The following is a 24503-nucleotide window of genomic DNA, read 5'->3' as shown; positions in this document are numbered from 1 at the left end:
TTCGTGGGGGCATCCCCTACGTCTCTGATTCCGGCGATGGCTTTTGCCTCACGGGTTCAAAGCCGAATTCCGTCGCGGCTTCTGGGCACAAGGTTTGGTAGTAGCCATTCGGGTCGCGACACATCTCCCCTGGCTTCCCAGTTCGCTCACAGGTTTGGCGAGACTGGACTCTGGCTTGTTCAATCATTTGCTGGATTGCTGGGACCAGCGGACAGACATGAAAACGCAGTTCTCCAAACTTTTGTTTGACTTGCACCGCGATCAACTCGGCAGCTTCTGGATGTTGTTGGCAGTAAGCCTCAATCTGCTCGGATAGCTCGTAACTCAGCTCAAACCACCCATCGCCGCACTGAAAGCCATAGCCCATGAGATTTTGGGTGTCGGGTAGGTGCCGTCCTCGATACAAGTGGTCGAACCGTTCAAACAGGCGAGCTGTGTTTTCTGGATTCATGGGTTCTCCTTTGCTGCAAGCACGCATCATTTGTAACTCCCCGCGCTCAATCCCACCAAAACCAGACGACAGGTTGGGGGTCGTGAAAGCGGCTCATCAACCGCCCTGCTTGCTCCGGGTTGTAGACCTGCCCGGTCTCACCGCCCCACTCCGCACCGAGGGCGATTAAGGGAGCAACGCACTCATCGCTACGGGCTAAGACGTACAGCGTGTCTAGATTCCAGTGGCCTTCGAGATCCCGCAATGGTAGTAGGACTCCTCGGAGTAGCTCGTGCTCTGGGCAGGGTGAGATGGGCAGTCCCATCAGGAAGGTACGCCACAGATGACGGTGAGCGGTTAGATCTGCAAGCACCTGCTGAGGATTAAAGCGACTGACTCCCGCGTTGAGCAAAATAGCGGCGGCAAGCTCTTGAGCGGAACATTCACCAATGGGTTTTGAGGGGTTGAACATCATTGTGTGACTTGGGTGCGGTGGTAAAGATACAGTTGCTTTGCAGTTTTCGGCAGGGATGATCTGAGTTTCCCGTGATCACAAGGCATCCTCGTCCCAAATCTAAGGGGGTAGTCCCTGTCGCCAATTGATGCGCACATACATTCATTCATCTCGATCGTGGCGCTCGTCCGTCGAGTTTAGGGTTCGCCCACCATGGCAGCCAGAATGGACTCAATGCGGGCGAGGGATTCGACCTTGTAAATGGTTGACTCAACCGTGACAATCTCGCCCTCTAGCTTGAGAAACTGCCACGCTAACCCGGTCGTCAGAACCCCGTAGATCGGAGCCGTTAAGCCGTTGAACCTTTGAGCAGCGGCGAGTTCCACCAGGCAATGAGGGAGACAGCGCCCCAAATCACGCTTGACTTCCACAATTAGTGCCACTGGGGGATGGATGCGGAACGTCAAGGGTGAACGGCTGAACAAGTAGTCACATTGACCGACCAGCCCCAGAGCCGGATCGACCTCGAAAGGATAGCCAGAGAAGTAGCTGACGGGATGGGCGAGGGCAATCCCGATCATCACCTGAGCCACAATGCACTCTGAGCGTGTTCGCTCATTGCTGTGGGGGAAGACCATCTCGACTCCCTGCTCTACTAGAGATCTCCGCCCTGACGACGGGCTGAAGGGTCGAGGTTTTACCAGAGGCGATTCGGTTTCAATCAGCTGCAACCCAAACTGCTGTTGAATTAGAGGGAGGAGTTTGACGTTCATGATTAGCCAAAGTCAGAGAACAGAGCACCGGGCTGGAAAGCAGGAGTGGTGACGATCAAATCAAGCGACTGCACGACCAGCGGCGTGATGCGGAGTTGAGCCGTCGAGTCGCCATCGACCGAGGTATGTTGGATACGTTCTAGAAGTTCTTCTGGAGTGAGGATACCGAGCGGCAGATCTTGCCCAAAGGAACGGTAGAGGAAATAGCCCCACGAGTCTGAGTAGTGCAGCATATGCGCGGCGACGGCTAAGGCTGATTCAGCTTCGACGACTCGTACCAGATTGGGGGAGATGCCTTCGTCGTATAAAGTGGTGATTAGAAAAAGGGGCATGAGGAGTTAGCTCGATTCCAAGGTTACCGCAGTCAGGGTCTGGTGATTGTGCAGGTGATAGTCTTGGCTCAAGGGGATGGACGCGGGGGCAGTTGTGGATGAAGTCGAGTCGAGGGGGAGGGATACATTGTTTCCACCCCCAATCGAATCGATCGTTCACGGCACATCTGAGCAATCTGTCCTCGTTGATCGTGAAAGTTACTAAAGCTAACTTTGGGATTCACCACTCTTCCAGCACAAAGAGAGTGTCATGGACAGTCTCATTCTCGGCAACTGTGACCGATGTATAGCTGTAGCCAGATAGCTTAGGACATGGGTTTGATTGAGGATTGGGGGAGCCACTACTGTTCAAAAGTTCCGCCCCTGCACCCTGTCCTAACCAAAGTGGCTACAGATATATCAAGTTGATAAAGCTGAATCAGCATGGCTTCATATCGCCCTTCAGCATACAGCGCTCTCAAATCCTGAACGTACTCTAAACCTGGATGTGGGGGAAAATCCTTCGAGGTAATGCAGGCTTTAATCACTTTCAAATGCACCTGACACGACAGTTTTTGTTCGGCATGAATTCCATCTACCAGCCAAGTCTGCACCTTCATCGCTAGATCGAAGGACAGCCACTCATGCTCCATCAACCAGCGGTTAATTGAAATTCCGCGACCTTAGAACCGGCAGACCCAAGACGCACGTCTAGAAACCCATTGCTGACTTCCAGGTTTGAAATTACGAACTATCGAAATCCATAAAGCTTTTCTTCCACAGCCTTTCCAGTGCAGTTAATCTCGATCACAGGAGACCAATTCTCATTGAACGCCTTGTTTCTCTGGAAGTCCAACAAGTTGTGTCATCTTGACATCCACGGCATAGGAAGCAGAGTCGAACCGAGGGCTAGAAAGGAGTCTTCTTGAAAGACTATCCGTTCAAATTAACAGCCCACCGTCAACACAAGTCCGCCAGTTCCGCTAACCAGATTTGGTTAGAGACTCCACTCCGCAATAACCGAACGGACTCCGCTTCTACAAAATCCACGACCCATTCTCCAGCTTTGCCCCACCACCGAACGATCGCCCCTGGCACAATGCCCAAGCATTTGGTTAATCGCTGTCGCACCGTATTAGGCATAGATACTAGCAAAGCAGAACGCTCCAATGAATTCCAAGTCTTCCAGAGCGATTGCACCCGTTCTCGCTTCCCTGCCGCCAGTGCCTGAGACAAAAATGCCAACCCATCCGCCAACGCTTCAGGGGTCAAACCTTGCTCCCGGCTCTCGGTAGTCACTGCCCCCCCTTTATTTATATTCTGATCAAAATCGCCCCCTGTGACTACCACAGTAGAAACAGCTTCCACCTCTGGCTGGGCTTGAGTCTGATGCTTAGATCGACGGTATGCGAGAACCTCCTGGGCAACTGTCCATTGCTCCAGACCGAGGCGATACACGCGCACCTGTTCGCCGCGCGCACCTTCACGCCTGTCGCACACCAGTCGCAGTCCGATCTGATCCAACAACTGCTGTAAGATCTGGATCGGAGTAGCATTGCGGCGAATGGTAGTGCCAAGAAAGTCTTTGATGATCAGCACGTTCCGTTGGGCTTGCTTCTCCAGCTCCAACAAATCGCGATCATCATTGCGAAACTCTCGCTCCGGGTCAACGAAGCGGTGCAGTCCTAACTCCCGACGCAGTGCCCAAGCCACCGAATCGTTGCGCCAGTCCAAGGGGTGAAACTTCTCTCGTTCACCCAGGTCTTTGGCTGTTACAAGTGCTGGCGGAAAGAGAATACGTTTGCCGCTGATATTGTCTACTTCAGATGGCGCTTCGAGCAGTGCTTCGAGCAGCGTGAACTGGCGAATCGTGCGTCCGCGTTTGTCGAGGTCAATTAGATCTGTGTCCACTACTCTGCCCCAAGAAGTTTCAATGCGGTGCCGCTCTAGCTTGTACCAGTCATCCTGCGTGGGACGTTCCTTCGATTCCAACCGTCGGGCTTCAGACGGAGAAATCTTTTCAGCACTGCAAATACCCCGGCTGCGAGTCTGCTGGTTGACCTCGCGAGCCGCCTTCAACTCCTCCTTCGTTTCCCAATCAGTTTCTTCACCCAACGGAATCAGGTAATGCCCCTGGGCTTCAATCAAATAGCGCACATCGCCCCGCAGGTTGTTGAGAGAATCATTGCGGCGGGCTTGAACCGCTGCCCACGCATTCCAAGCAAACTCATCGGCGATCGTCTTCTCCCCACTGCCGGGAATAATCTTGAGTAAAAAGCCGCACAGGTCATTTTCCTGAAGTTTGTTGCGTTTGATTCGCTCCGCACTAGTGGGGCGGTATCCCCCGATCGGATTAGAACCGACCCAGACATGCCAGTTCACTTTGGGGCGGTAGCGGTTGAGTGCCTGAATGCAGTCCGTTCCAGCTAGCGAACCCCCGACAAAAACCCCAAACACTTTGTCGAAGTGAGGGGTGTCGATGCTCACGCCAGTGTTAACTGAGGGCGAGTAGATCAGGCAGTCAATGCCATCGAGCTTTCCGGGAGCATTGACGTTCTCAATCAGCGATCGCATCCCTGGCTCGTTTGAGTTTTCTGAGTTGATGCAGATAATCCGTTTCTCTGGAAACAGGGTTTGCAGGGTTTCATAGAGGTCTTTGGAGAACTCCAATCCATCGCAGGCAACTACGACGCGATCGCCCAAAAACAGCGAGGCTTTAATTTGGCGCACGATGCCAGAGCGATCGTTGCCTTCATACCAGAAGACGCGGCGATCGCCATTCTGGTAGCGGTTGCGAATCACAAACGGCAACTCGGTGGGATCGGGTCGCATCGCCAAAATGAATTTCAGTGAGACATCGGATAAGTGCGCGTCGCTCAGCACCACGCACTTGGCGGAATAGATAAAGTGTTTGAGGGATTGCAGAATAGAATGGCGATGCTCTTTGCAGGTTGAAGAACACAGCAGGTGCTGAATGAACTGTTCGCATTCATCCAGAAAAATAAAGTCATAGGTATTGCCTTCCGTCTTGAGTTTGTGGAGAGAATCAGCGGTAAGCGACAGCCACTGCTCACGCCACATATTCCAGCCGTGGTCAGAATAGATCGCAGTGCCAATACGAGTTGCCAGGTTTCGCAGTAGGGCAATCCGATGTCCAAGGTTGAGAATGCGGGCATGGGGATGGCTCTGTTTAATTTGCTTGAGTAATTCGGTCTTGCCCGTGCCCATATCTGAAAGCACGGCAATCACACCCGAATCTGGCAGCGGTTGGGTGAGCTGACTGGGAGACGATCGGGGAGATTGTAGTAAATACTGCTGGTCAAGATCGATGGCGATCGGATAGGTCAGGGTATGCCCCATAAGCCAATGCTGCCGATGACGCTCGTAGGATTGCAGCGAAGCGGCATCTAGGTAGAGCTGGTCAAACGATTCTGCGCCTCTGGCAACGATGAAGTCATCCACACCCTTTTCAGGTCCGGGTAGTCGGATGACTTTGACGGTGCAATCTGCCTGCTCGAATAGCTTGCCCGTGCGAACAAGGGCGTTGCTGACGTGCTGACGAGTTTTGAGGTTGGGGTCGTGGTCGAAGCAGAAGTAAATCTCCCGACCCAAAGTGGCAAAGTGCTGTAGGTCAGGAATAAGACGCTCTGGCTGATTTCCTTGACGTTTCTTGCGTCCATTCCAAACTCCAGGCAGCGCGATCGCCACATAGCCAGCACTCAGCAACGCAGCAGCTTTTTTCGCACCTTCACAAATGATGATCGGGAGGTTGTACGTCCAGACCCATTCCCAGAAGTGCGGATAAGGGTTACGATCCCGCAGTCGCAGCATTAGGGAAGTGATGGGAACGCGGTAGCGACGGGCGATCGCCTCCCAGGTGGTGCGATCAACATCCAGAAGAATGGATAGAGTTTCGTAGCCAGCGGGATGTTCGTACTTTCGAGGTTTGCCTTTATTCGTGTCAATTAACGGGTCGTCCGGCTTGAATGGACCCCAGTTACGGGGTTCTCCGGTCTGTGGGTCGAGGGTGTGGCAGTACCAGCCAGACGAGAAGGGGCACTGTTTCCATTTCTGTTCGGACTTCCAGTTAATCCACTGCCGAATGAACCAGTTGTCGTCAGTGGAGTGAAAGTTGAGGTCTGCTAGCGAGGGGGCGATCGCACTGGCTTGGAATTCTTGTAGGTGTTGCGGTGTCAGCATGAATAGCTCTGTCCCGTAGGGGGTAAAGAGACAGAGAAAAACGACAAGACTGACCGGAAGCAGTGGGAAGTACCACCGAGTCGGAGAGAGTTGGTGTAATTTCTCTGCCGCGTTAACAAACGGCGAGCAGAAAGCGTGAAGGCAGAAAACTCTGAAAACTGCTCTCTGCGGAAGTTTGAAGGGATAGAGAGCCGCGCAAAAACTGTGCAATTTGTTAAGAGTGTTGCATCTCTCGACAAATTGGCACTACAATTGCCATAGCAAAGCTCAGTAACCTAACGTCAGCCCGCCAAAGCATTAGTTAGCGTTACCACGCTCCATCCAATCAATTGAATAACAAGCCCTGAACCCCTTACTGTTCTTCCAGTTGGGGTTTTTGGCTTCTAGACTATCTAGAACATAGGACGCACCTCTTTCATTACAAGTAGGAAAGCCTTTTTAGCATCAGATGCACCGGGTTCAGTAAGGTTTATCAAGGTTTGGCATCTGATTTAGGTCAACTTACTCTATCAACTCTCGCTGGTTGGTGGAGAAAATCTCAAAACCTCAACTTAGCTTGCCAAATGCTCGAATTCTGCAAACTCATCGAGTGAGAGTTGCAGAATTCGGCACATGGTTTGGGTCTGCCGAGGCGTAAGGCTTGGAATGTGTTTGCTAGACTCCCAATTCCTCACGGTCGTCTCCGTCACGTCTAGAGCGATTGCCAATCGCCGTTGAGTGACCCCAAGTTCTAAGCGTCTGTTCCGAAGCGATTCCCCAGTCCACATAGCTATCACTCGCAAGTTCACTTGCTGTAGTATGGTTGCTCCAGATCCTACTTCACGATCAAAAGATCAGCACAAAAACTTTTGTAACTAAAAATCTATCGAGGCAAAGTCAGGACTGTTGCCCTGTTTGAGGGGGCGGGTACTTGTCTGGAAATTTTGCTCTGACACTTAACTCAATCAAAAACGCTGCCAGGTTAGCTGGTGGTCGAGACTCCCACTCAGCCCATTGCTCCAAATCCTCAAAGATTCGAGCTGGCAGCGTTACAGTAATTCGCTTGACATCTTTTGCCACATCTAGATCATTGTTGCTGGAATGCAAGCAATGATAGCCAGTTCGCTGCATCTTCTTTAAAAAACCGTCTAGTTAGCATCTATAATATGCTAGTTCACATCAAAATGTTCTATTTTGTCTTAACTTCTATCTGCTGAACTTTGCACCATGCCAAATTCTCTGCCGCCACTCCCGCCGATCGTTCTGCCCGAAAAAATTCCATCGCTTGTGCCTCAACCAAAATTTCGACTCGGAGAAACCGTTTGTTGGCGAATGAACGTTGAGCCAGATTTCGGTCATGTGATTGGCGTGGTTTACAGCCATGAAGCGACCCACCAGGTGACTGGGCTACACTACTTAATTTTGCTTGACGAGCAGAGTCCTTCCCGCAGCTTTTGCTGTCACGACTTCGCATTTGAAGCGGATTTGGAACCAATGGGGCGATTGCCTAACCAGTCAGAAGGCTATATATCATGACTAGCCTCAACCGACAGCGCGTGCTCGAATTGCACAACAGGATGCTTTTATCTCCTGAGACCTTTAGTTTTCGCTGGGGAATGGATGCGGCGGCGATCGCGGCAATCTGTGGAGTATCGAGATCAAGTGCGAGCCACTGGTTGGTTGGGCGTACTAGTCGTCGCATCCCAGGAATTGCATACCAGCGCATTTTGGCAGTGGCAGATTTCTTATTAACCAATGCCGACCGGATGCAGCCCCTTCTTGAACAATGGCAGCGCTCAGAAGAATCGGAAGACTGAACCTATGTCAATCTGACACGATTTCCTTGCTTTGCTACTAGGGGTAGCCGTCTAATGGTGTTCAAGCAATACGATTGTTCTTGGATGCCTAGCCCATGACACCATCAGCTCCCATAATTGGCAATCTACTCACGGCTCAAGTTGCCTTGCAAGGAACCCGCCCACTTTTATGGCACCACTTTGGCATAGATGCAATTCCTCTCCAAAAGCAGGAAACAGAAGGAGTAGCCGGTCACAATCCAGGAGAGTGGCGCAAGACGGTTCTAATGACCAGCGATCGGCAACTGCTTATTTACAACACCTACGTCTTCAGTTGTATTCGATCTGCTGCCCCATTTATCAAACGGGGTAAATCACTACAAACTGCAGTCTCGGCAACCCTACAAATTCAAGAAGAGATTATTCTGATTGCTGATCGCTTTGTCCCAAAGAATCCAGAGCTGATCGACCGGGGAAAAGCCATTGAGTCATTACCCCCCGTCTACATTTACGTTGAGGGCGTTCGGAACCCTTCAACCGGGTGACGAAACATCCGTTATCGGGTTGCTGCTGCTCCAGGCTGGCTCTGCCAATTTACAATTCATTGGGATAAAACAGTGCTTTCCAGGGCTGAGATGGAAGCCCTATGCCTAACGGCCGGACAATTTGTAGGACTGGGGGATGGACGCGCGATCGGGTTTGGGCGCTTTGACGTAAAGTCTTTCATTGTGTCTGACACTTCCTAGTGTCAGACATCCACACGGTCTGGACTGGCTAGACGTAGCAAGACAAGTAGGGGCACGTCGGGTTCCGGTATGGCAAGGATAGTTGGGGTGTGGTCAGGTAAGGTATGACAAGACAGGGAACAACCATGCGAAAACGGCGACAACCCAGAGCAATTTGGCAACAAACCCGACAGCAGATTTGGCTACGAGACCAGGGCCGCTGTCAGGGACCCTATTGCCGCGATCAACCCGCGAACTCGCTGCCGCTTCAAAAGGCACATATTGACCATGTGATGGCGCTTTCGCATGGAGGGACAAATGCAAACTCAAATCTGCGGACGCTCTGTCGGCGCTGCCATGCGCTGAGAGCCTGCAAATCTCATCAGGGCCTGATTGCCCCCGCTCTACGGGATGGAATAATTCCAGCGGCTTGGCGGCAGTGGGTATGGGAGTAAAGAAGTAAGGGAGAAAACAACTGCGTGTCAGACTTTAGGCTAAATCCGACGACTCCGATTGATTTGGTTAAATCTTTGATCGACTTGAGCCAAACTTTCATCTTTAGCTCTGCCTTGCCTGCTCAAGCTGCAAAGTTGCAACCTTGCTTAAAAGGATTGTCAACCCTTCCGAGTGCTTGGTACTGTAACCGCCTTGACATCTGGGTGTGGGAGAGTCGTGACATTTTCGAACTGCGAGAACTTGCCGAACGATGGAATCACGCTCAGTTTTGGGTACGCGACGCATTCGAGGCGGCTGACCTGTTAGGTCTTTCCGAAGAAGTTTGGCTTGTGGAGATTGTGTGAGAATGACCAAAGCGCACCAGGCAGGCTATTTTCTCGATCGCGATGAACTTTTGCAAGTTCGATCAAGAAAACTACTGACGAGCGATCGCGACTACCTCTACTTTGCACTGCAAATCGACTATCCTGGTAAACTTACGCCAACCATCGATGTGGCTGGGTTTTGCGATCGATGGGAATTAAGCATTGGTGATTTTTACAAGGCTCTTGGGGATCTGAAAAATAAAGGGGTGGTGGAGGCGATTGCAAGCCAGATGAACTTGCAAATTCACCAGTCCTAACCCTAAGTACAGGACAAAAAGCCTGAAAAGCCCTCCCATCAGAGCTTTTAGCTAAAACGGCTGGAACCTTTGCTGCACTGACGTTTTAGCAGAGTTCGTCTTCCCGTTTTCCATTTTTTGTCCTGTACTTAGGTCCTAACCATGTGAAATTAGATCCATGTGGAAATTATGACATACCGTCATGCTAATCAAAGACAGCGCCAACCTGAAGTTAGTATTGTTGATCAACGAACATGCAATGCTAATAGCATTGTGCTAATGCAAAATGATTTATCTTATATTATGGTGCCAGTTTCAGCAATTCAAGTATCATCGCATCAGCCTCGGCAGTACTTTGATTCGCAGAAATTAGAACAGTTGTCTTACTCTATTAAGACTCATGGAATTCTTGAGAATTTGGTGGTTCGTCCTTCAAACAATGGAAACTATAAATTAGTCATTGGAGAACGACGGTTGAGGGCAGCGATCGCTGTCGGATTAACTGAAGTGCCTGTAACAGTACGTGAACTGACAGATGAACAGGCTCTATCTTTAGCTCTCGTGGAGAATCTTCAGCGAGCGGATCTTAATCCCATTGAGGAAACAGAAGGGGTTCTGAGATTACTGGCATTACGGCTCAACTTGACAACTGATGAAGTTGTGACTTTACTCTATCGACTGCAAAATGAATTTAGAGGAAAAATTACCCATAACATTATTGGTAGCTCTCAATTTCATCAGATTGAGTCGATCTTTTCTGAGATCGGGCGATTCACTTGGGAATCATTCATCGTCAATCGCTTACCTCTATTCAAATTGCCCACACCCCTCTTAGAGTTAGTGAGATCGGGAGAACTCGCTTACACTAAAGCGCAGATTATTTCTAGAGTCAAAGATAAAACTTTTCAATCTTCTCTTTTACAAGACGCTGTAGACCAAAGTCTTAGCTTAAGTGAGATTCGTAAGCGGATTCGAGCTAATTCATCTAACCCGCTTGTAGAACCGAGATTACCGCAAGACTTACTCGATCGAGCCTACGAACGTATTCGAGCATCTAAGGCTTGGGAAGACCCGCAAAAGCGGGAGCGCGTCAAAGAACTATTGCAAGAGCTATCTTCTCTGATTGGAGGTTAGCGTTGCTCAGATGTGGGTGCCGACTCGCCTTCAATCTGGTTGTTCACAGCAAGCAGTAATGCTAGCTGATCGAGATCAGATTCTGAAGGCACAGTTGATTCATGCTGCTCGAAAGATCTAGGAGAACAGTTGATCGGTTGAGGGGCTGCCTGTAGAGAAAGGAGTTGAGCTAGCTGCTGTTGCAGGAATTGGTTTTGTTGAGTGATCTGGTTAAGCTGCTGAGTCAACTGCTCGATTAACTGATGAGCGAAGTTGAGCTGAGTTACTGTCTCAGTCGGAGGCTGAGTATTGTTCTGAAGAGGGGCGATCGATGTTGATGCTGTCTCATCTTCTTCAATGTCCACGATCGAATCGTCACCACTTTTGCCCAAGTAATGCTTAAAGATCATGTCGGGACTGGTGCCGAGGTAGTCTGCTAGTTGGGCAACGTCGCTGAGCTTCACTTCCCGCTTTCGAGCAAGTTTATCTAAAGCCAATGTGATAAACGTGTGTCGGGGCGAATAGGGTGTTCGGTAGTGATCGATTCCACCGTCCTCCTCTGGTAGGCCTGCTAGTTGAGAAACAATTCCTTTACAAAAGTACGTCTTCTTTGTTCCATCTTTCAACGTCCGCTTGCGCTTTTCCCCGTACCAGCTGTAGAGAAATCTTTTGTACTTGATATGTCCACCATTTGAATCAAGAAATACATAGTCTTCGGGGTTGACATTAGCAGGTTTGTGCTCCTCTAAAAGCTGATGCAAATTAGCTTTAATCGGAAATCTGCGAGATGGCTCAGTTTTCGTGCCTTCTTGGTGAACAACTCCTTTGCTAGTCCACGTGAGCGTCTCACAAAACTCAATATAGCCTTCTTCCATGTGAACATGCTTCCACTTCAGCCCAATTCCCTCTCCAATCCGACAGCCTGTAGCTCGTCTAAATTGAATAAAAGGGGCGTAGTGACGGTAGCGAGGATGTTTTTTGTATGCTTCGATAACGCGACACAGTCCCTCCCCCGTAAAAGGGTCGGGGTCAGCATCTGTCTGAGGCTCTCTCAAATCATCTAGGGTAAGTTTGAAGGGATTCTTTAGAATTTTGTCCCGGCTAACTGCCCAGTCACAGCAACTGGAGATGTACCTCAAGGTTCGATACATTGCAGAGTCAGACTTAATTTGCCGGCGTAGTTCGGCAATGATAGTATCTGCCTCCTCCAAATTCTTCGTCTTCAATTTACTAATGTGATTACCAACAGTAGAAAAAACTATATTGAAAGTAGTTTGTTTGACGAGGGGTACTTTGTACTGGCAGAACATTTCCCAAAGCTGATCTAGTGTCGGAGTCTTGCTCTTCACAGCCTTTGGGCGTTTAGAAGAAGGCGACTGACAATCAGATCCCATGTAGAGACACTTATACTCGTCAATGTACTCATTAAGTTTTTCTGGTTCGTAGTTGTTCGTCGCGATGCGTTCATTCAGACGAGCAGTGATCAAATCGGCGATCGCTCGGTTCTCAGGAGACTCTTTCAGTCTTAGTCGTATTTGAGTTTGTTTCTTGTTGCCGACGGAGTGTTCTTGGGGAATATTGAACCGAAGTGAGCCATCTGCTAAAACTGGGCAAGAGATTTTTCCAGCTTCTACACGCGGTTTGACTTCTGTTTCCTTTTGAGATTTTTGGTTCTTTCTAGCAGTCATATCTCTGTATTTAGAAGCGTACTTCGGGCAGAAAAAGCAGTTGTTTCAGTGAATAAGTGATCGTCTGGAATGCCTGTCAGATATTGGCTTCCGAGATTTCCGTATAACCCCCGCAAGCTGTAGGGAAATCTCAGAAGCCAGAGTGGGCAATGGTCTTAGCAGTTAAGTCCTGAAACGTACTTAATTACGTACTTTGCAAGCAGTTCGTGGGTCGCCATTCCACACGGTTCATCGATTGCCAGTGAGGAGTCTGGTGTACTTGCAAGCAGCGATTTGTTTGGCAGCAGAAAATTAGACGCATCGTTCCGTCTTGTCGAAGTCATAGATTGAGCAAAAAGGCACTTACTAGCTATAAACACGGGTTGAGCCGAAGATTTGTCGTCAACTCAAGAAATATCTGGGGAATGATTCCGCAGCAACTTACCTGTCCAAGCTGTTCTGGCGCAGTAAAATCAATGTGTTGGGCTGCGGAATGATCAGCAATTAAGATTCCGCAGCAGTTTAGGACCTCGATTTCTCATAAAATTCAGATTTCTTAACATTATGGGACTTTCAGGCTGGCGACCCGAAACTCAACAGCAGGTCTTTGACCTAGTAGATGCACTTCTAACTTGGGCTGATCGAAAGCTTGAGAATAGAGAGGATTCACCCTATGCGATCGAGTTTGAGTGGGTGGCGCAGTCCTCTAACGGGTTTTGTTTGCGAATTCAGACAACTCATCAAGATCTAAATCAGCTTTTTATCCTGTTTTGCGAGCAAGAAAAAGGCAGGAAGATCAAACGCACAAAACGCGATCTCGGGTACCTGCTGGAAAGGCTTAAAGAAATCAAGGTGTTAGTGCCCGACGATGACGATGACGGCATTCATAATTTGCCGCGCGTTCCTGGAAAACTTCTCCACTTGAAGCTGCTATCAAAAAACCGCTCCATGAATCTCAAGCACGTGCGGTCATTGGTAGAGGCGCAAGGTTCATTGGCTCAAGGTCAACCAGTTTCAGGAATCGAGGCACAAGTTCAGCAAGTTCGCCAGCAACTGTACGAAAGAATTCACCAGGAGTACGGCAGAATTCGCGTTTTCGGTATTCCAGAACTCGTAGATGTGGAAGCCATTTACACGGGCACAGATGTTTGGCGAGAGATTGTCAATCGCCGCTGGCGATCACTATTTGCACTTCTCCAATCTCCTGTCGCTGTGAAACACCTTGATCGCTTGGGCTTAGAAGGACAAGAGCCGCTGCGTCATTCTGGTTGGGATTTAGCAGAAAACCTTCAACGGCTGATGGTTTTAGGAAAACCTGGCATTGGGAAAACGACCTACTTGCTATACCTGGTGGTGCAGTGCATCGAAGGCAGATTTCAGCCAGATAAGATTCCTATCTTCATTCAACTGTCTTATTTTGCAAGAGTAGTCCAGCAAGGTTCAAGCGAAAACGAGCTGTTCAGTTTTATTTGCTCAACGCTAGTTCAGTGGGGTGTGTCTAAGGAATCGGTTCAGGCGATTTTAGAATCCGGGAAAGCACTAATTTGTCTAGACGGTTTAGATGAAGTGTCAGCGTCAAGCAATGAGCTAGTTGTGCTGCAAATTAGGCAGTTCATTAACCAATATGCTGATAATTCCTTCTTAATTACCTGCCGTGTTGCAGCTAACAAGTACGAATTTTCTGGAGAGAAATTTGTTGAGATTGAAGTTGCTGATTTTAGCCGAGAGCAAGCTGAATCTTTCATTCAACTCTGGTTTAAAGCGCTACTGAAAGATCAATCACAAGCAGAACCTAACCCGAGCGAAGCTCTAATTGAAGCACTCAATCAGCCGCAGCATCGAGCAATTCGAGAATTAGCCGTTACACCGTTACTACTAAACTTAATTTGCATTGTGTTTCGCGATATGAAGGCTTTGCCTAAAACGCAGCATCAGTTATATGAACAGGGTATCGATGCACTCTTAGAGAAGTGGGATTTGCACCGAAATGTCCATCGTGATGAGATTTATCGCAACTTAGGGAAAGCCCATAAAGTGGAACTGCTACTTCAACTGGCACGAGTCACGTTTGAGCAGTCCCAACTTTTTTCAACCAGCAACTTGCTCAAGAAGTTGTAGCGCGATACCTACGACAATCCAATCTTGCTGCGTCTAGCTTAATTCGGCTACAGGAAGAGGGCAAGGCAATCATCAAGGCGATCGCGGCACATCATGGGTTGCTAGCGGAGCGGGCGATTTACATCTACTCTTTTTCCCACCTAACATTCCATGAGTACTTCGTGGCTCGGTCAATTCACCTAGAGCAGGCATGGCAGATTTTGCTACCGCAAATATGCAATTCCCAGTGGCGAGAAGTGTTTTTGCTTGTGGCCGAGATGCAGCTCTCCGCAGATGACATGATTCGTCAAATGGAGCAGCAACTTCACACTACCTTCGCTAATCAGAGTGAATTACAGCAACTGCTAACCTGGTCCAATACTAAGGCAATCAAGACTGCCGAGAAACTGCCTTATAAGCTATCAGCACTGCGAGCTTGGTACTTATCCCTAGCGGGCTGCAATTTTGATGAGGGAGTTGAGTCATTTCGCAAGAGTGGGCAAGCAACTAAGGATTATCAGGCAATTCCGCTGGCACAAACGATGGGCCTTGATGAAGAGTTCGCGCAAGATCTGTCAGATTTTAATCTTTTGTATCAACGTATGTGCAACGCGCTGAGTCTGGTTTCAACTGAAAAATTGGCGAATGACATCATGGCGTTTGCGCGCTTCTACCATACAAGATTAGTCGATACAATTCTACCTGCCCTTTTATCCATCAAAGAGTTATTGCTTCAACTTGATAGCGTTGTATTCCCGCCTCAGCAAAATTTGTTTATGAGTTGGTGGCGGCAAGACGGAGGAAGGTGGGCAGCAAAATTGTTGGACGAACTGCAATTCTTTGACTCTACAAACACAAATAACGAAACATTGCTTCGATTTCCGCAATTGTTAGATGAGGTGAATAAAGATGTTTTAAGGAAATATTATGACGCTAATCTCTTGCTACTAGACTGTATGAAGCGTGCACAGTTTATCACTCCATCTGTGCAGGAAAAGGTTGAGGTTAATCTGCTTCTGCCTAGTGAAGTACATTAATCCGCTCACTTGAATGCTGCGGTAATGAGTTCACAACGCATCTCCTCTATTCTTGTTGCTGTTAGGTTAAAAGTCTTCTTTTGAAATGCCCCATGACTACTGATTCAAGACTTTCGCTTTCAATCATGCAAGAAGCTGTTAAAACAAAAGAAGGCGGAACAGAAAAATTGGGATTTGTGCCGGTAGCAGCTCGATGGATCGTTGAATACTCTAATGGTAACTACTCAGACTCTACATTTAGAATTTCAGGATGACTAAACCACTACCTGTAGGATTTGAAAATTCTCTCTGAATATACAAAAATCGACCATTCTCAATAGGAATCCAATTTTCCGAGCTAGTTGAGAATTGTATTTTGCACCAAATCGGCTGAAATACTTTCAGGGTAAACCTTTTCTGGTTTTTCAATCTCGGCTGAGTAGTTACCTCTAATGCTTGAATTGAACACTGCAAAAGTTTGATCAAGAACTTTGAGCGAAGCCTCAACTATGCCACCACTAGAATCAACCTTTGCATGAAGCAGCCTCCTGGATTGAGTTATGCAATGTCATTAAGTGTGAAAGAAGGCAAATTAGGTACTTCTAAGTACGGTATGCTGCTCTCAAGACAATTGGCATTTAAGATAAATGGGAAGAGTCATTGCACTATTTAACCAAGCTGGCGGAGTTGGGAAGTCAACTTTGGCAATGAACTTAGGCTATAGCTTGGCTCAAAGAAAGCGGCGAGTGCTGCTAGTCGATATGGACCCCCAATCATCGCTAACCACGTTCATGGGGCTGGAGCCAGGAGAGCTAGAGCGATCGGTCTATAACGCGATCGTACCTGAAGAAGAACTGCCTATCCATAAAGAAATCTGTGGCATGGATTTAGTGCCCGCGCAGTTAAAACTTTCTGATGCTGAGCAGGAGTTAGTCACCGCATATATGCGCGACACTCGCCTCAAAGACGCTTTAGATCCAGTTCGCGATCAGTATGATTTCATCTTGATTGATTGTCCACCTAGTTTAGGGATGCTGAGCTATATTTCTTTAGTAGCAACAGATTACCTGCTGATTCCGATCCAAACGCAGTTCAAAGCCTTTCAGGGGACTGATATGCTTTTGCAAACCTTACAAAAGGTAAAAGCCAAACCCAACCGAAATCTCAAAATCGCTGGGTTTGTGCCCACGATGTACGATAGCCGCAACTCTCACGACGAGTTAACCCTAAAAGCGATCCAGGAACAGCTCGCTCCGATCGCTAAAGTTTTTCCACTGATTCCGAAGTCAACTGCCTTCGCAGATGCTTCAATGGAGCGAGTTCCCTTAGCTGTCTATAGCCCTAAGCATCCAGCTAAGAAGGTACTAGACGGAATTGCTAAAGAAATGGAGAAGCTAAAATGACATCGAAGCGTGAGCGCGTGTTCGGGGGCAAGATTACGGCTCCAGTCACTTTATTCGGGGATGCTGAGACTTCCTCTGCGTCCAACACGGTCGCGCTTGGTCGCATCCAACTCCCTGCCCAACAACCCCGACGATATTTTGACCCTCAGAAAATGGAACAACTTGTGTTCTCGGTCAAAGAACACGGAATTTTAGAGCCTTTGCTGCTGCGGACTCTCGACGGGTCAAATATGTACGAACTAGTTGCCGGGGAACGGCGCTACCGCGCTGCAAAGGAAGCTGGGCTGAATGATGTTCCTGCCGTGATTCGTGATCTAACGGACGAACAGGCAGTTCAACTGGCTCTGATTGAGAACCTTCAGCGAGAAGACCTCAATCCGATCGAGGAAACAGAAGGGGTATTACAGCTTCTGGCACTCAGGCTAGAAATGGCTCTTGACGAGGTTCCTAAACTGCTTTATCGGATGCAGCACGAGGCTAAAGGAAAAGTTGCCCATAACGTTATGGGCAGTTCAGAAAACGAGGCTGTGCAATCGACCTTTGCTTCTTTGGCAACCATGACGTGGGAGTCATTCGTCAATAATCGCCTTCCCCTACTCAAGCTTCCTGACGATGTTCTAGAAGCTCTGCAACAGGGAAAGATTGCCTATACCAAGGCTCAAGCGATCGCTCGTGTGAAAGATGAGGAACACCGCAAAGACCTGCTCAAGGAGGCGATTTCCCAAGACTTATCTTTAGCTCAAATCAAAGAGCGGGTTGATAATCTCAAGTCTAATGCTGCGGCAGCAGAACAGCCCCCTTTAAAGACTCAGATTGATGATGTACTGAAACTCGCCAAGCGGTCGAAGGTTTGGGATGATCCTAAAAAACAAAAAAGGCTGGAGAAAGTGCTGGCTGATCTGCGATCATTGGTCTCTGATGCAGTTTAGCTCTAGATAATGCATCCAGCCTTTTCTGTCGAATGTTAGGGATTAAGTTTAGTGAGCAAATTAGGTTCAGGAGAATATGGCAGTCTTCTCGTTGAAATCAAACAGCGAATTCGGTCTGCTCAATACGAGGCGCTTCGGGCAGTCAATAAAGAACTGATTGCGCTCTACTGGGATATTGGGCAACTGATTGTGACTCGTCAACAAGGAGAAAGCTGGGGGAAGTCGATCGTTGAACAGCTAGCCAAGGACTTACAAGCAGAGTTTCCAGGAATGAGTGGGTTCTCCGTTCGCAATATCTGGAATATGCGAAGTTTCTACGTCACTTACAGCCAAAATCAAAAACTGCAACCAATGGTTGCAGAAATTGGGTGGAGCCACAACCTAGTCATCATGGAGAAATGTAAGGATGATCTGGAACGAGAGTTCTACATCCGTATGACTCGCAAATATGGTTGGACAAAAAACGTCTTACTCCATCAAATTGAAAATCAGACTTACGAAAAGACTCTACTGAACCAAACGAACTTTGAGGCTACAATTTCTGAAGAGATTCAGAATCAAGCTAAATTGGCGGTAAAGGATGAATACACGTTCCCGTTTTTGGAGTTGGGGGATAAATATTCAGAGCGTCAACTGGAGACTGCCATCCTGTCAAAAGTTGAACCTTTCCTTCAAGAGATGGGTGGCATGTTTACTTTTGTCGGAAGCCAATACCGCCTAGAAGTCGGAAACAAGGAATATTTCATTGACCTTGTGCTTTACCATCGATCAATGCAGTGCCTCATGGCGATCGATCTCAAGATTGGGGAGTTTGAGCCAGAGTATCTTGGTAAAATGCAATTCTACCTGGCGGTATTAGATGATAAAGTCCGGCTCTCACATGAGCAGCCTTCGATTGGGATTATCCTGTGCAAGACTAAAGACAAGATGACGGTGGAGTACGCCTTGAAAGATGCTACTAAGCCGATCGGAATCGCAACCTATCGAATGACTTCGACGCTACCGCAGGAGTTGAAAGACCAACTGCCCAATCCTGAGCAAGTAGCAAAGTTGTTGGAGGGATTAGAGTAGATTACACTTTAGCAAAGTTAAATCGGGCGAGCTGTCCCAGCACCTATCAGTTAGGTAGCCTTCCATTAGAGCTTCAAACAGAACTACCGGCTCCAGAACAACTGCAAGTAAGTATTGACTGGGCTAAAGGGAATGAGAACCTTGATTAAGCGTATAGCTTCCTTTGCAACTAATAGAGAGCATCTATGATTAACGAGTCAGCAGCAAGCTCTGTCGGCTTGTTCAACACAGCAATAAATTCCTCGTATAGGGCTTATACGAAATATGCTTTTGCCTTGACTGAAACAGTAGCGATCGCTGAACTACGATGGCAGGGGCTTGAATATGAAACGATTAAGCAGCGAGTGGTCATTGATGATTTGTTGCAGATTCGCTCTCAAACATCACGGCAGGGTGCATTGCGGACGATTTGGCAGCGTCTGGAAAAGCTACCGCCTAAATACATTTACCTGATAGCAAAGGGTCATGCCGATGTACGACGTTTCACTGTTCTATTTGCAATTTTGCTAGAGCATCGGCTGCTACGAGAATTGATTGCTAATGTGTTACTCAACAAGGTAAAGCAGTTTGACCTAGCGATTAAACCTGCGGATTTACGAGTCTTTTTTGAGACTCAAAGAGAGGAGAGTCAAACGCTTGCTAGCTGGTCAGAAGCAACCTACCAGAGAGCGTCTAGCAATACGGTTTCAGTCTTGGTGAGTGCAGGATTGTTGCAGCCGATTAAGCCCAAAGGAACCTATGAAATTCGAGCGACTCCAGTGCCGATAGCCCTTAAGCAGCCGTTGATCGTTGATGGGTTTGAGCGCTTTCTTGTATTGATGCTTAATTGATTGACCAAATTCTCAGCCGACTGCTTAGTTCACTGCCAGCGCTTTGAAAACGGCGTCGATTGGATCGGTATAGAACGAGGTCTGGAATTTGGTGAATAGCTCAGGCGGAACCGTTGGGAGATCAACAGCGCTAGTCATAGGGAGCAGGATCTTTCTAGAGCCAGCATCGAAGGCTACCTGCAAGCTTCCTGTAAGATGGCTGACTGGATTGATAGTGCCGCCTAACGTCATCTCGCCAAAAATTGTAAGCTGAGGCTGTACTGCGCGCCCTAATGCCGCAGAACAAAGCGAAATGAACAATGCTAATCCGCTATAGGTCGGCACACCTGATCCTTGGAGGTCGAGGAGTTGCAGCAGGAAGTCAGAGTTGTCAGGATGAATTGAACCGCTGACCCGATGGGCATTGGCTTTGAAGTAGCTCAAGGCAATATTGATAGTGTCTTTCATGCCAGTAGCGCTGGCGACTCCTGCACGGTTCAGTTTACCATTGCCTAAAACTGCCTGTAGCTCCAGTTTGAAGACCCCAATTTTGCCCCTATCGCTATCGCTGATTAGATACAGGTGTCCTGGTGGGAGGATATCTTCGCTGATTAAATGCGAACCGCCCTGCTCTGGCACTGAGACGAAATGTTCTTCTAAGGTTTCAATATCGATGTAGCTGAAATGCACATCATAGAATTCCATACCACCAATTTTTTTAAGCTGTTCTTTGACTCGTCTTCTGACTCTGAGCGCATACACCAGCGCCGTCTCAACATCTTGTTTGGTGAAGCTGCCATCGGGAAAGATCAGTTTTAGCAGTCCTGACACCGTTTTGCGGACGGCTTGCACATCGCGCTGCTTCAGATTATTGCCCAGTTGAAAGTAGCGATCGATTGCATCGGCAAAGCTGCGTTTTCGCATTTCTCGTAGCCATTCTGCCAAGTAATCTACGATGAAGCCGTACTGATTGGTGAAGTTTTGAGGGCTGAATTTGGGAATTTCCCAGCCGGGAATGTAGGCGTGGAAGCGATCGAAAAAGGCAGTATCGATCATGGCGGCTGGAAAAGGAGCCAGCAAATGCGAGGTTTTGACTAGGGACTCGACGCTTTGGTTGATGTTTCCGACGAATACCATGGAAGCATTGGCGCTAATTTCAGCTTTGCCGCGCGCAAAGGAGCCAGATGCCATGTAGTCTTTCATGATCTGAATCCCGTCATTGTCATGGAAGCTGATGCCTGCCACTTCATCAAATGCGACCACATCAAACAGCCCCACCAACCCAATCTGGCGAGAAGACATATTGTAGAACAGGTTGGCAACCGTGGTTTTGCCGCCAGAGACTAGAATCGAATTCGGTGAAATCTCTTTGTAGAGGTGAGACTTTCCGGTCGATCGCGGTCCCAATTCGCAACAGTTATAGTTGTTCTCGCACAGTGGAATCATCCGCGCCAGCAGATGCCATTTTACTTCGTCTACTAAGGTGGTTGGTTCTAGTCCCGTAGAGCGAATCAGCAAATCGATCCATTCTTCTCGCTCAAACGCCGATCGCCCCGCAAATAACTCCTCCATATCTACATTGGGCATTTGAATGGGCTTTAGACTCGCCACAATAAATGGGCTAGGATTTGCACCCGCTTCATACTCAAGCTGGAGAATGCACCAGATACCTCCACTCAGCAGTTTGGGGTTGCGGGTCACGAGATCAGCGTCAATTGCAACGCCTTTCACTCCCAAGTTCATCAAGAGTCCCTGATAGATATCTGCTTTTTCATTGAGTTTGACGGTCACGCGATCGATGACACTGAACCGCCCAATCTCCCGCACTTTTGATTTAACCTGCTCCGCCTCATCAGGACGAACATAGTTTTCAGAAAGAATCCGCTTAACCGTTTGAACGCCTGCTTCGATGGTTGCCTCATCGTCTGTGGCGCAATACATTCCTAATAGGTATTCCAATACGTAAACCGGAACGCTAGCCCCCTCTTTGATGCGCTTCGTTAAGTCTTTTCGGACGACCCTGCCAGGGTAAATATCATTGAGCTTGCGATCGAGGACATCTATAGCCATTGTGTATTTACCTGCTAATGCCCGGACGGGACAATTTCTATTTTAGAAGTCGCCAAAGTCATTTGTAATCCCCAGGCTAATTGTCCACGTCTCTCGTACTAATTCGGTATTGTCATCAGAATCTTTAACAATAAGGGAAGCGGTTGTAGGCGGGTTAGGCACCGTGATGATTAAAGTCTGTTTGAATTCTCTATCGGTGGGATGTGGGCTGCTGCTGCCTAGCTCCACCACTTTGACATCGGTGATTGCGTTGCCTTGTGAATCGTAGAGCGCCACTGACACGCGCCGCGATCGCCATCTGCCCTCAACTGGGTCAGTTTGCATCAAATTGAAGCTGAAGCGGTTATTGGTCACGCGCCGGAGTCGGGCATTGATCTGCACCCCTACCTTTCGGGCAGGGCCATCATCTCCTTTTTCTGCTCGTTTGTGATGATAGGTGATGACCGGAACACAAACTTCTTGAAGGCTGGCTCCCCCATGCACATATTGAGCACCCGCTCCTTGAATTGAAAAACGCAGGCTTCCTCTGGGCACACTCACGATCGCACCTCTAGAGTCATAGGGAAGGGTGAAGTTTAACAAGCTCGGCTCCTCAATATTTTGGGTACGGAGTGTGAACCGCCGATTCGTTTCTACAATGTCATCTCCTTGGGGAAGGGGAACTTTGTCAGCCTCTGCGATCGCTTGACGCTGGTAGAGAAACCCGTGATCGGCGGTGATTAAAACGTGGGTGCCATTGAGTGAGTTACAGATTTTTTTGACCAGCTTCAGCAATTCAGCGATCGCATCTTCACAGGCAGCCAATACCTGCCGTTCGCTAGCAGCTTTATCGCCGATCGCGTCAATGATATCGTGGTAGATGTAAACTAAACGATAGGGTTTGATTGCCTCTCGTCCCATTTCAGTGCTCATTGCCAGTAGATCGGCGGCACGAAGGACAGTCGCTTCGACTCCGCTGTTGCGCTGTAGCACGGACAGACGGGTATCCGCTCCCTTTGTGCTTAATCCATCCTTCAGGGCATCTTTAGGAACTAGCTCTAACGTAGTGCCGGGGAGTAAAGCTGCCATTCCCAGGCGAGTGGTGCTGGGTAGAACGCCAAGTTGGGGGGCTAAGAGTGTTTCGCCCCGTAGCTCTTTTTCGATCGTGTCTTTGAGTTCGCTAGCGACTTCGTAGCGCAATGCGTCAGAGATGATCACAAACACTTTCTCACGATCGTTGCGTTCTAGAATTGGGGTGATGTTGTGGTTAAAGAAATTGGCTTGAGACGTGACTCCTGCGACCTGCCAATGCCCATTTGCTTGCGCCTCCAGTGCGTCTGACCAGGCGGCTCCTAGCCCATCAAGGAACCAGTAGGTATAAAGATTTTCAATTTCCTTAACCAGGTTTTTGATGATGTCACCCATCGCACGGTCGCTAGCAACGATGAAGTGACGGTAAGCGCGATCGAACTGATGGATCTCGGTGGCGTAGGCGTTGAACAGCAGAGGTGCAGACAATCGAAAGTTAGCGTAGCGATGTTTTAGCTCTATTAAATCGATCGCAGCTTCTAGTGCCTGATAGATTGCTTCATATTTGGGATACCAAACGGTGGAACGTCTTGCTGTAAAACGGGTGCGCCAACGGGTGAGGTCGCTTGCCTGTGCCTTGAGTTCTTGAATGCAAGTGCGGATGAGAGCTTGGTCAACGGCTTCAAAGCTAGACGCTTCAAAGAGGATGTCAGGGGCGAGGGGTTCGATCGTTGGAAATAGATCAAGTTCTGCCTCAATCAATTGACTTAGCTCCATCCACTTGGATGAGTCTTGCTGGTCGCGCATCCATTGGTCGATGAAGGCATAGGCTTGTTGACCTGGAAGGATGACGTGCGGGTGCAGTGATTTAGGCAGGTGTCCGTGCAGGGCAGTATCGAAATGGGTGATGAGCAGGCACACAAACAGTTTGTTGAGGCTAGGAGTCGCATCGGTTACCCCCAAGTGATCTTGGACAATCTGCCAGAAGGCTTTGGGGGAGACAAAGCGGGTGATTTCTACCCAGAGTGCATTATCGGTTTCAAGTAGCCCTGCCATCAGCACTCGGCGAATTAGACCACTGGCATCAGGGACTTTCAGCCCAACCAGAACAGACAGCATCGCTAATAAAAATCCCTGTTCGTGGGTTTGAGGGGCAAGATTCATTGCTTGTAGGGCTTCTGTCCGCTTTCGGCTGTCGAAGAATTTGAGGTATTGGCGGATGACGGTTTCTAGGCTGCGTTGACGTAACCCCAGATCAGCAAAGATCAGGGCAGCTCGATCGGCGGAGAAAGTGAGTCCTCGGTGTTGGATATCGAGTAGCCAGTTGTCTTGGGGTTCGGGTTCTAGATGGGGGGCGTAGAGAAGAAAAGCTTGATCAGGCTGTTCGATCAGAAGGCGGTGTTTAACCGTGAAAGGGGTGTCGTTTAACTGAAGTTTTTCAATATCGTCTAGCTGGATTTCGGCAAAGGTGTCTTGGAACTGCTGATCGGGGTCATACCAAAACACTACACGTTGCCCTGAATGCGACCAACGAGAATCATCCTGGAAAAGGGTTTGTAGTATAGCCTGAATGCGAGTGATGTTCATGTGGGCAG

The 24503-nt window shown here is 48.6% G+C and carries 25 protein-coding genes; 14 read left to right on the top strand and 11 right to left on the bottom strand.

The window, feature by feature from the left end; all coding sequences use genetic code 11:
* Positions 1 to 16: 16 nt before the first annotated feature.
* The 8 genes from A8707_RS19360 to A8707_RS19330 all read right to left on the bottom strand — a co-directional run bounded on the left by A8707_RS19360 (position 17) and on the right by A8707_RS19330 (position 7278).
* A complete protein-coding gene (locus tag A8707_RS19360; protein WP_074382535.1) occupies positions 17 to 451 on the bottom strand; it encodes a hypothetical protein in 435 nt (144 codons plus the stop codon).
* Between the two features lie 46 nt (positions 452 to 497).
* Positions 498 to 905 carry a hypothetical protein gene (locus A8707_RS19355; RefSeq protein WP_068818845.1) on the bottom strand — a complete coding sequence of 136 codons (408 nt, stop codon included), beginning with the start codon at positions 903 to 905 and terminating at the stop codon, positions 498 to 500.
* Between the two features lie 176 nt (positions 906 to 1081).
* Positions 1082 to 1657 carry a hypothetical protein gene (locus A8707_RS19350; RefSeq protein WP_068818844.1) on the bottom strand — a complete coding sequence of 192 codons (576 nt, stop codon included), beginning with the start codon at positions 1655 to 1657 and terminating at the stop codon, positions 1082 to 1084.
* 2 nt (positions 1658 to 1659) lie between these two features.
* Positions 1660 to 1989: a hypothetical protein gene (locus tag A8707_RS19345; protein WP_068818843.1), complete on the bottom strand. Its 330-nt coding sequence runs from the start codon at positions 1987 to 1989 to the stop codon at positions 1660 to 1662.
* Positions 1990 to 2330: 341 nt separating this feature from the next.
* Positions 2331 to 2621: a hypothetical protein gene (locus tag A8707_RS19340; RefSeq protein ID WP_068818842.1), complete on the bottom strand. Its 291-nt coding sequence runs from the start codon at positions 2619 to 2621 to the stop codon at positions 2331 to 2333.
* A gap of 307 nt (positions 2622 to 2928) precedes the next feature.
* On the bottom strand, positions 2929 to 6168 hold the full coding sequence (locus A8707_RS19335; protein ID WP_068818841.1) for a plasmid replication protein, CyRepA1 family: 3240 nt from the start codon (positions 6166 to 6168) through the stop codon (positions 2929 to 2931).
* Positions 6169 to 6719: 551 nt separating this feature from the next.
* Positions 6720 to 6935, bottom strand: coding sequence for a helix-turn-helix transcriptional regulator (locus A8707_RS27040; protein WP_074382534.1), 216 nt, complete (start codon positions 6933 to 6935; stop codon positions 6720 to 6722).
* A 109-nt stretch (positions 6936 to 7044) separates the two neighbouring features.
* Positions 7045 to 7278: a ribbon-helix-helix domain-containing protein gene (locus tag A8707_RS19330; protein ID WP_082906438.1), complete on the bottom strand. Its 234-nt coding sequence runs from the start codon at positions 7276 to 7278 to the stop codon at positions 7045 to 7047.
* Positions 7279 to 7374: 96 nt separating this feature from the next.
* Here A8707_RS19330 and A8707_RS19325 point away from each other — a divergent pair, with 96 nt between their 5' ends.
* From A8707_RS19325 to A8707_RS19300, 7 genes are all read left to right on the top strand, one after another.
* Positions 7375 to 7683 (top strand): hypothetical protein, encoded by a 309-nt coding sequence (locus A8707_RS19325; protein ID WP_068818840.1) that lies wholly within the window; start codon positions 7375 to 7377, stop codon positions 7681 to 7683.
* Entirely contained in the window at positions 7680 to 7964 is a 285-nt protein-coding gene (locus A8707_RS19320) for a hypothetical protein (protein ID WP_068818839.1), read from the top strand. The genes A8707_RS19325 and A8707_RS19320 overlap by 4 nt, the downstream gene beginning before the upstream one ends.
* Before the next feature lie 95 nt (positions 7965 to 8059).
* Positions 8060 to 8488, top strand: a complete 429-nt coding sequence (locus tag A8707_RS19315) for a hypothetical protein (protein ID WP_197484899.1) — start codon at positions 8060 to 8062, stop codon at positions 8486 to 8488.
* A 305-nt stretch (positions 8489 to 8793) separates the two neighbouring features.
* Entirely contained in the window at positions 8794 to 9123 is a 330-nt protein-coding gene (locus A8707_RS27035) for an HNH endonuclease (protein WP_197484897.1), read from the top strand.
* 24 nt (positions 9124 to 9147) lie between these two features.
* Complete coding sequence (locus tag A8707_RS19310; protein WP_068818838.1) at positions 9148 to 9468, top strand: hypothetical protein; 321 nt, start codon at positions 9148 to 9150, stop codon at positions 9466 to 9468.
* A 2-nt stretch (positions 9469 to 9470) separates the two neighbouring features.
* Positions 9471 to 9746: a hypothetical protein gene (locus A8707_RS19305; RefSeq protein WP_068818837.1), complete on the top strand. Its 276-nt coding sequence runs from the start codon at positions 9471 to 9473 to the stop codon at positions 9744 to 9746.
* Between the two features lie 168 nt (positions 9747 to 9914).
* Positions 9915 to 10859: a ParB/RepB/Spo0J family partition protein gene (locus A8707_RS19300; protein ID WP_082906437.1), complete on the top strand. Its 945-nt coding sequence runs from the start codon at positions 9915 to 9917 to the stop codon at positions 10857 to 10859.
* Here the strand turns inward: A8707_RS19300 and A8707_RS19295 are convergent.
* Positions 10856 to 12526 (bottom strand): site-specific integrase, encoded by a 1671-nt coding sequence (locus tag A8707_RS19295; protein ID WP_068818835.1) that lies wholly within the window; start codon positions 12524 to 12526, stop codon positions 10856 to 10858. The two genes, A8707_RS19300 and A8707_RS19295, sit on opposite strands and share 4 nt — an antisense overlap.
* 543 nt (positions 12527 to 13069) lie before the next feature.
* Here A8707_RS19295 and A8707_RS19290 point away from each other — a divergent pair.
* The 7 genes from A8707_RS19290 to A8707_RS19265 all read left to right on the top strand — a co-directional run bounded on the left by A8707_RS19290 (position 13070) and on the right by A8707_RS19265 (position 19851).
* Positions 13070 to 14623, top strand: coding sequence for an NACHT domain-containing protein (locus A8707_RS19290; protein WP_068818834.1), 1554 nt, complete (start codon positions 13070 to 13072; stop codon positions 14621 to 14623).
* Between the two features lie 161 nt (positions 14624 to 14784).
* On the top strand, positions 14785 to 15639 hold the full coding sequence (locus A8707_RS19285; protein WP_068818833.1) for an NACHT C-terminal helical domain 2-containing protein: 855 nt from the start codon (positions 14785 to 14787) through the stop codon (positions 15637 to 15639).
* A 92-nt stretch (positions 15640 to 15731) separates the two neighbouring features.
* Positions 15732 to 15893 (top strand): hypothetical protein, encoded by a 162-nt coding sequence (locus A8707_RS28420; protein WP_156518730.1) that lies wholly within the window; start codon positions 15732 to 15734, stop codon positions 15891 to 15893.
* Between the two features lie 372 nt (positions 15894 to 16265).
* Positions 16266 to 17021, top strand: a complete 756-nt coding sequence (locus A8707_RS19280; protein ID WP_068818832.1) for a ParA family protein — start codon at positions 16266 to 16268, stop codon at positions 17019 to 17021.
* On the top strand, positions 17018 to 17950 hold the full coding sequence (locus tag A8707_RS30305) for a ParB/RepB/Spo0J family partition protein (RefSeq protein WP_068818831.1): 933 nt from the start codon (positions 17018 to 17020) through the stop codon (positions 17948 to 17950). Before A8707_RS19280 ends, A8707_RS30305 begins: the two co-directional genes overlap by 4 nt.
* Positions 17951 to 18001: 51 nt before the next feature.
* On the top strand, positions 18002 to 19021 hold the full coding sequence (locus A8707_RS19270) for a PDDEXK nuclease domain-containing protein (protein ID WP_068818830.1): 1020 nt from the start codon (positions 18002 to 18004) through the stop codon (positions 19019 to 19021).
* Positions 19022 to 19206: 185 nt separating this feature from the next.
* The gene (locus A8707_RS19265; protein ID WP_068818829.1) at positions 19207 to 19851 is read left to right on the top strand and encodes a BrxA family protein; all 645 of its coding nucleotides are present in this window, start codon (positions 19207 to 19209) and stop codon (positions 19849 to 19851) included.
* Positions 19852 to 19875: 24 nt separating this feature from the next.
* Here the strand turns inward: A8707_RS19265 and brxL are convergent, their stop codons facing one another.
* Complete coding sequence (brxL, locus tag A8707_RS19260; RefSeq protein ID WP_068818828.1) at positions 19876 to 21900, bottom strand: protease Lon-related BREX system protein BrxL; 2025 nt, start codon at positions 21898 to 21900, stop codon at positions 19876 to 19878.
* A gap of 42 nt (positions 21901 to 21942) precedes the next feature.
* Complete coding sequence (pglZ, locus tag A8707_RS19255; protein WP_068818827.1) at positions 21943 to 24495, bottom strand: BREX-1 system phosphatase PglZ type A; 2553 nt, start codon at positions 24493 to 24495, stop codon at positions 21943 to 21945.
* Between the last annotated feature and the right edge of the window lie 8 nt (positions 24496 to 24503).

It is taken from the genome of Phormidesmis priestleyi BC1401 (assembly GCF_001650195.1).
In the GTDB taxonomy this organism is placed as follows: Bacteria; Cyanobacteriota; Cyanobacteriia; order Leptolyngbyales; family Leptolyngbyaceae; genus Phormidesmis_A; species Phormidesmis_A priestleyi_B.
The sequence above is the reverse complement of the archived record's forward strand: the minus strand, read 5'-3'. Positions and strand labels throughout refer to the sequence as shown.

Coding starts and splice junctions, on each gene's coding strand:
- A8707_RS19265 (WP_068818829.1), top strand. CDS start 19,207: ATGATTAACGAGTCAGCAGCAAGCTCTGTCGGCTTGTTCAACACAGCA.
- A8707_RS19335 (WP_068818841.1), bottom strand. CDS start 6,168: ATGCTGACACCGCAACACCTACAAGAATTCCAAGCCAGTGCGATCGCC.
- A8707_RS19340 (WP_068818842.1), bottom strand. CDS start 2,621: ATGGAGCATGAGTGGCTGTCCTTCGATCTAGCGATGAAGGTGCAGACT.
- A8707_RS19330 (WP_082906438.1), bottom strand. CDS start 7,278: ATGCAGCGAACTGGCTATCATTGCTTGCATTCCAGCAACAATGATCTA.
- pglZ (WP_068818827.1), bottom strand. CDS start 24,495: ATGAACATCACTCGCATTCAGGCTATACTACAAACCCTTTTCCAGGAT.
- A8707_RS19295 (WP_068818835.1), bottom strand. CDS start 12,526: ATGACTGCTAGAAAGAACCAAAAATCTCAAAAGGAAACAGAAGTCAAA.
- A8707_RS19280 (WP_068818832.1), top strand. CDS start 16,266: ATGGGAAGAGTCATTGCACTATTTAACCAAGCTGGCGGAGTTGGGAAG.
- A8707_RS27035 (WP_197484897.1), top strand. CDS start 8,794: ATGACAAGACAGGGAACAACCATGCGAAAACGGCGACAACCCAGAGCA.
- A8707_RS19350 (WP_068818844.1), bottom strand. CDS start 1,657: ATGAACGTCAAACTCCTCCCTCTAATTCAACAGCAGTTTGGGTTGCAG.
- A8707_RS19290 (WP_068818834.1), top strand. CDS start 13,070: ATGGGACTTTCAGGCTGGCGACCCGAAACTCAACAGCAGGTCTTTGAC.
- A8707_RS28420 (WP_156518730.1), top strand. CDS start 15,732: ATGACTACTGATTCAAGACTTTCGCTTTCAATCATGCAAGAAGCTGTT.
- A8707_RS19320 (WP_068818839.1), top strand. CDS start 7,680: ATGACTAGCCTCAACCGACAGCGCGTGCTCGAATTGCACAACAGGATG.
- A8707_RS30305 (WP_068818831.1), top strand. CDS start 17,018: ATGACATCGAAGCGTGAGCGCGTGTTCGGGGGCAAGATTACGGCTCCA.
- A8707_RS27040 (WP_074382534.1), bottom strand. CDS start 6,935: ATGTGGACTGGGGAATCGCTTCGGAACAGACGCTTAGAACTTGGGGTC.
- A8707_RS19325 (WP_068818840.1), top strand. CDS start 7,375: ATGCCAAATTCTCTGCCGCCACTCCCGCCGATCGTTCTGCCCGAAAAA.
- A8707_RS19360 (WP_074382535.1), bottom strand. CDS start 451: ATGAATCCAGAAAACACAGCTCGCCTGTTTGAACGGTTCGACCACTTG.
- A8707_RS19305 (WP_068818837.1), top strand. CDS start 9,471: ATGACCAAAGCGCACCAGGCAGGCTATTTTCTCGATCGCGATGAACTT.
- A8707_RS19345 (WP_068818843.1), bottom strand. CDS start 1,989: ATGCCCCTTTTTCTAATCACCACTTTATACGACGAAGGCATCTCCCCC.
- A8707_RS19300 (WP_082906437.1), top strand. CDS start 9,915: ATGACATACCGTCATGCTAATCAAAGACAGCGCCAACCTGAAGTTAGT.
- brxL (WP_068818828.1), bottom strand. CDS start 21,900: ATGGCTATAGATGTCCTCGATCGCAAGCTCAATGATATTTACCCTGGC.
- A8707_RS19315 (WP_197484899.1), top strand. CDS start 8,060: ATGACACCATCAGCTCCCATAATTGGCAATCTACTCACGGCTCAAGTT.
- A8707_RS19355 (WP_068818845.1), bottom strand. CDS start 905: ATGATGTTCAACCCCTCAAAACCCATTGGTGAATGTTCCGCTCAAGAG.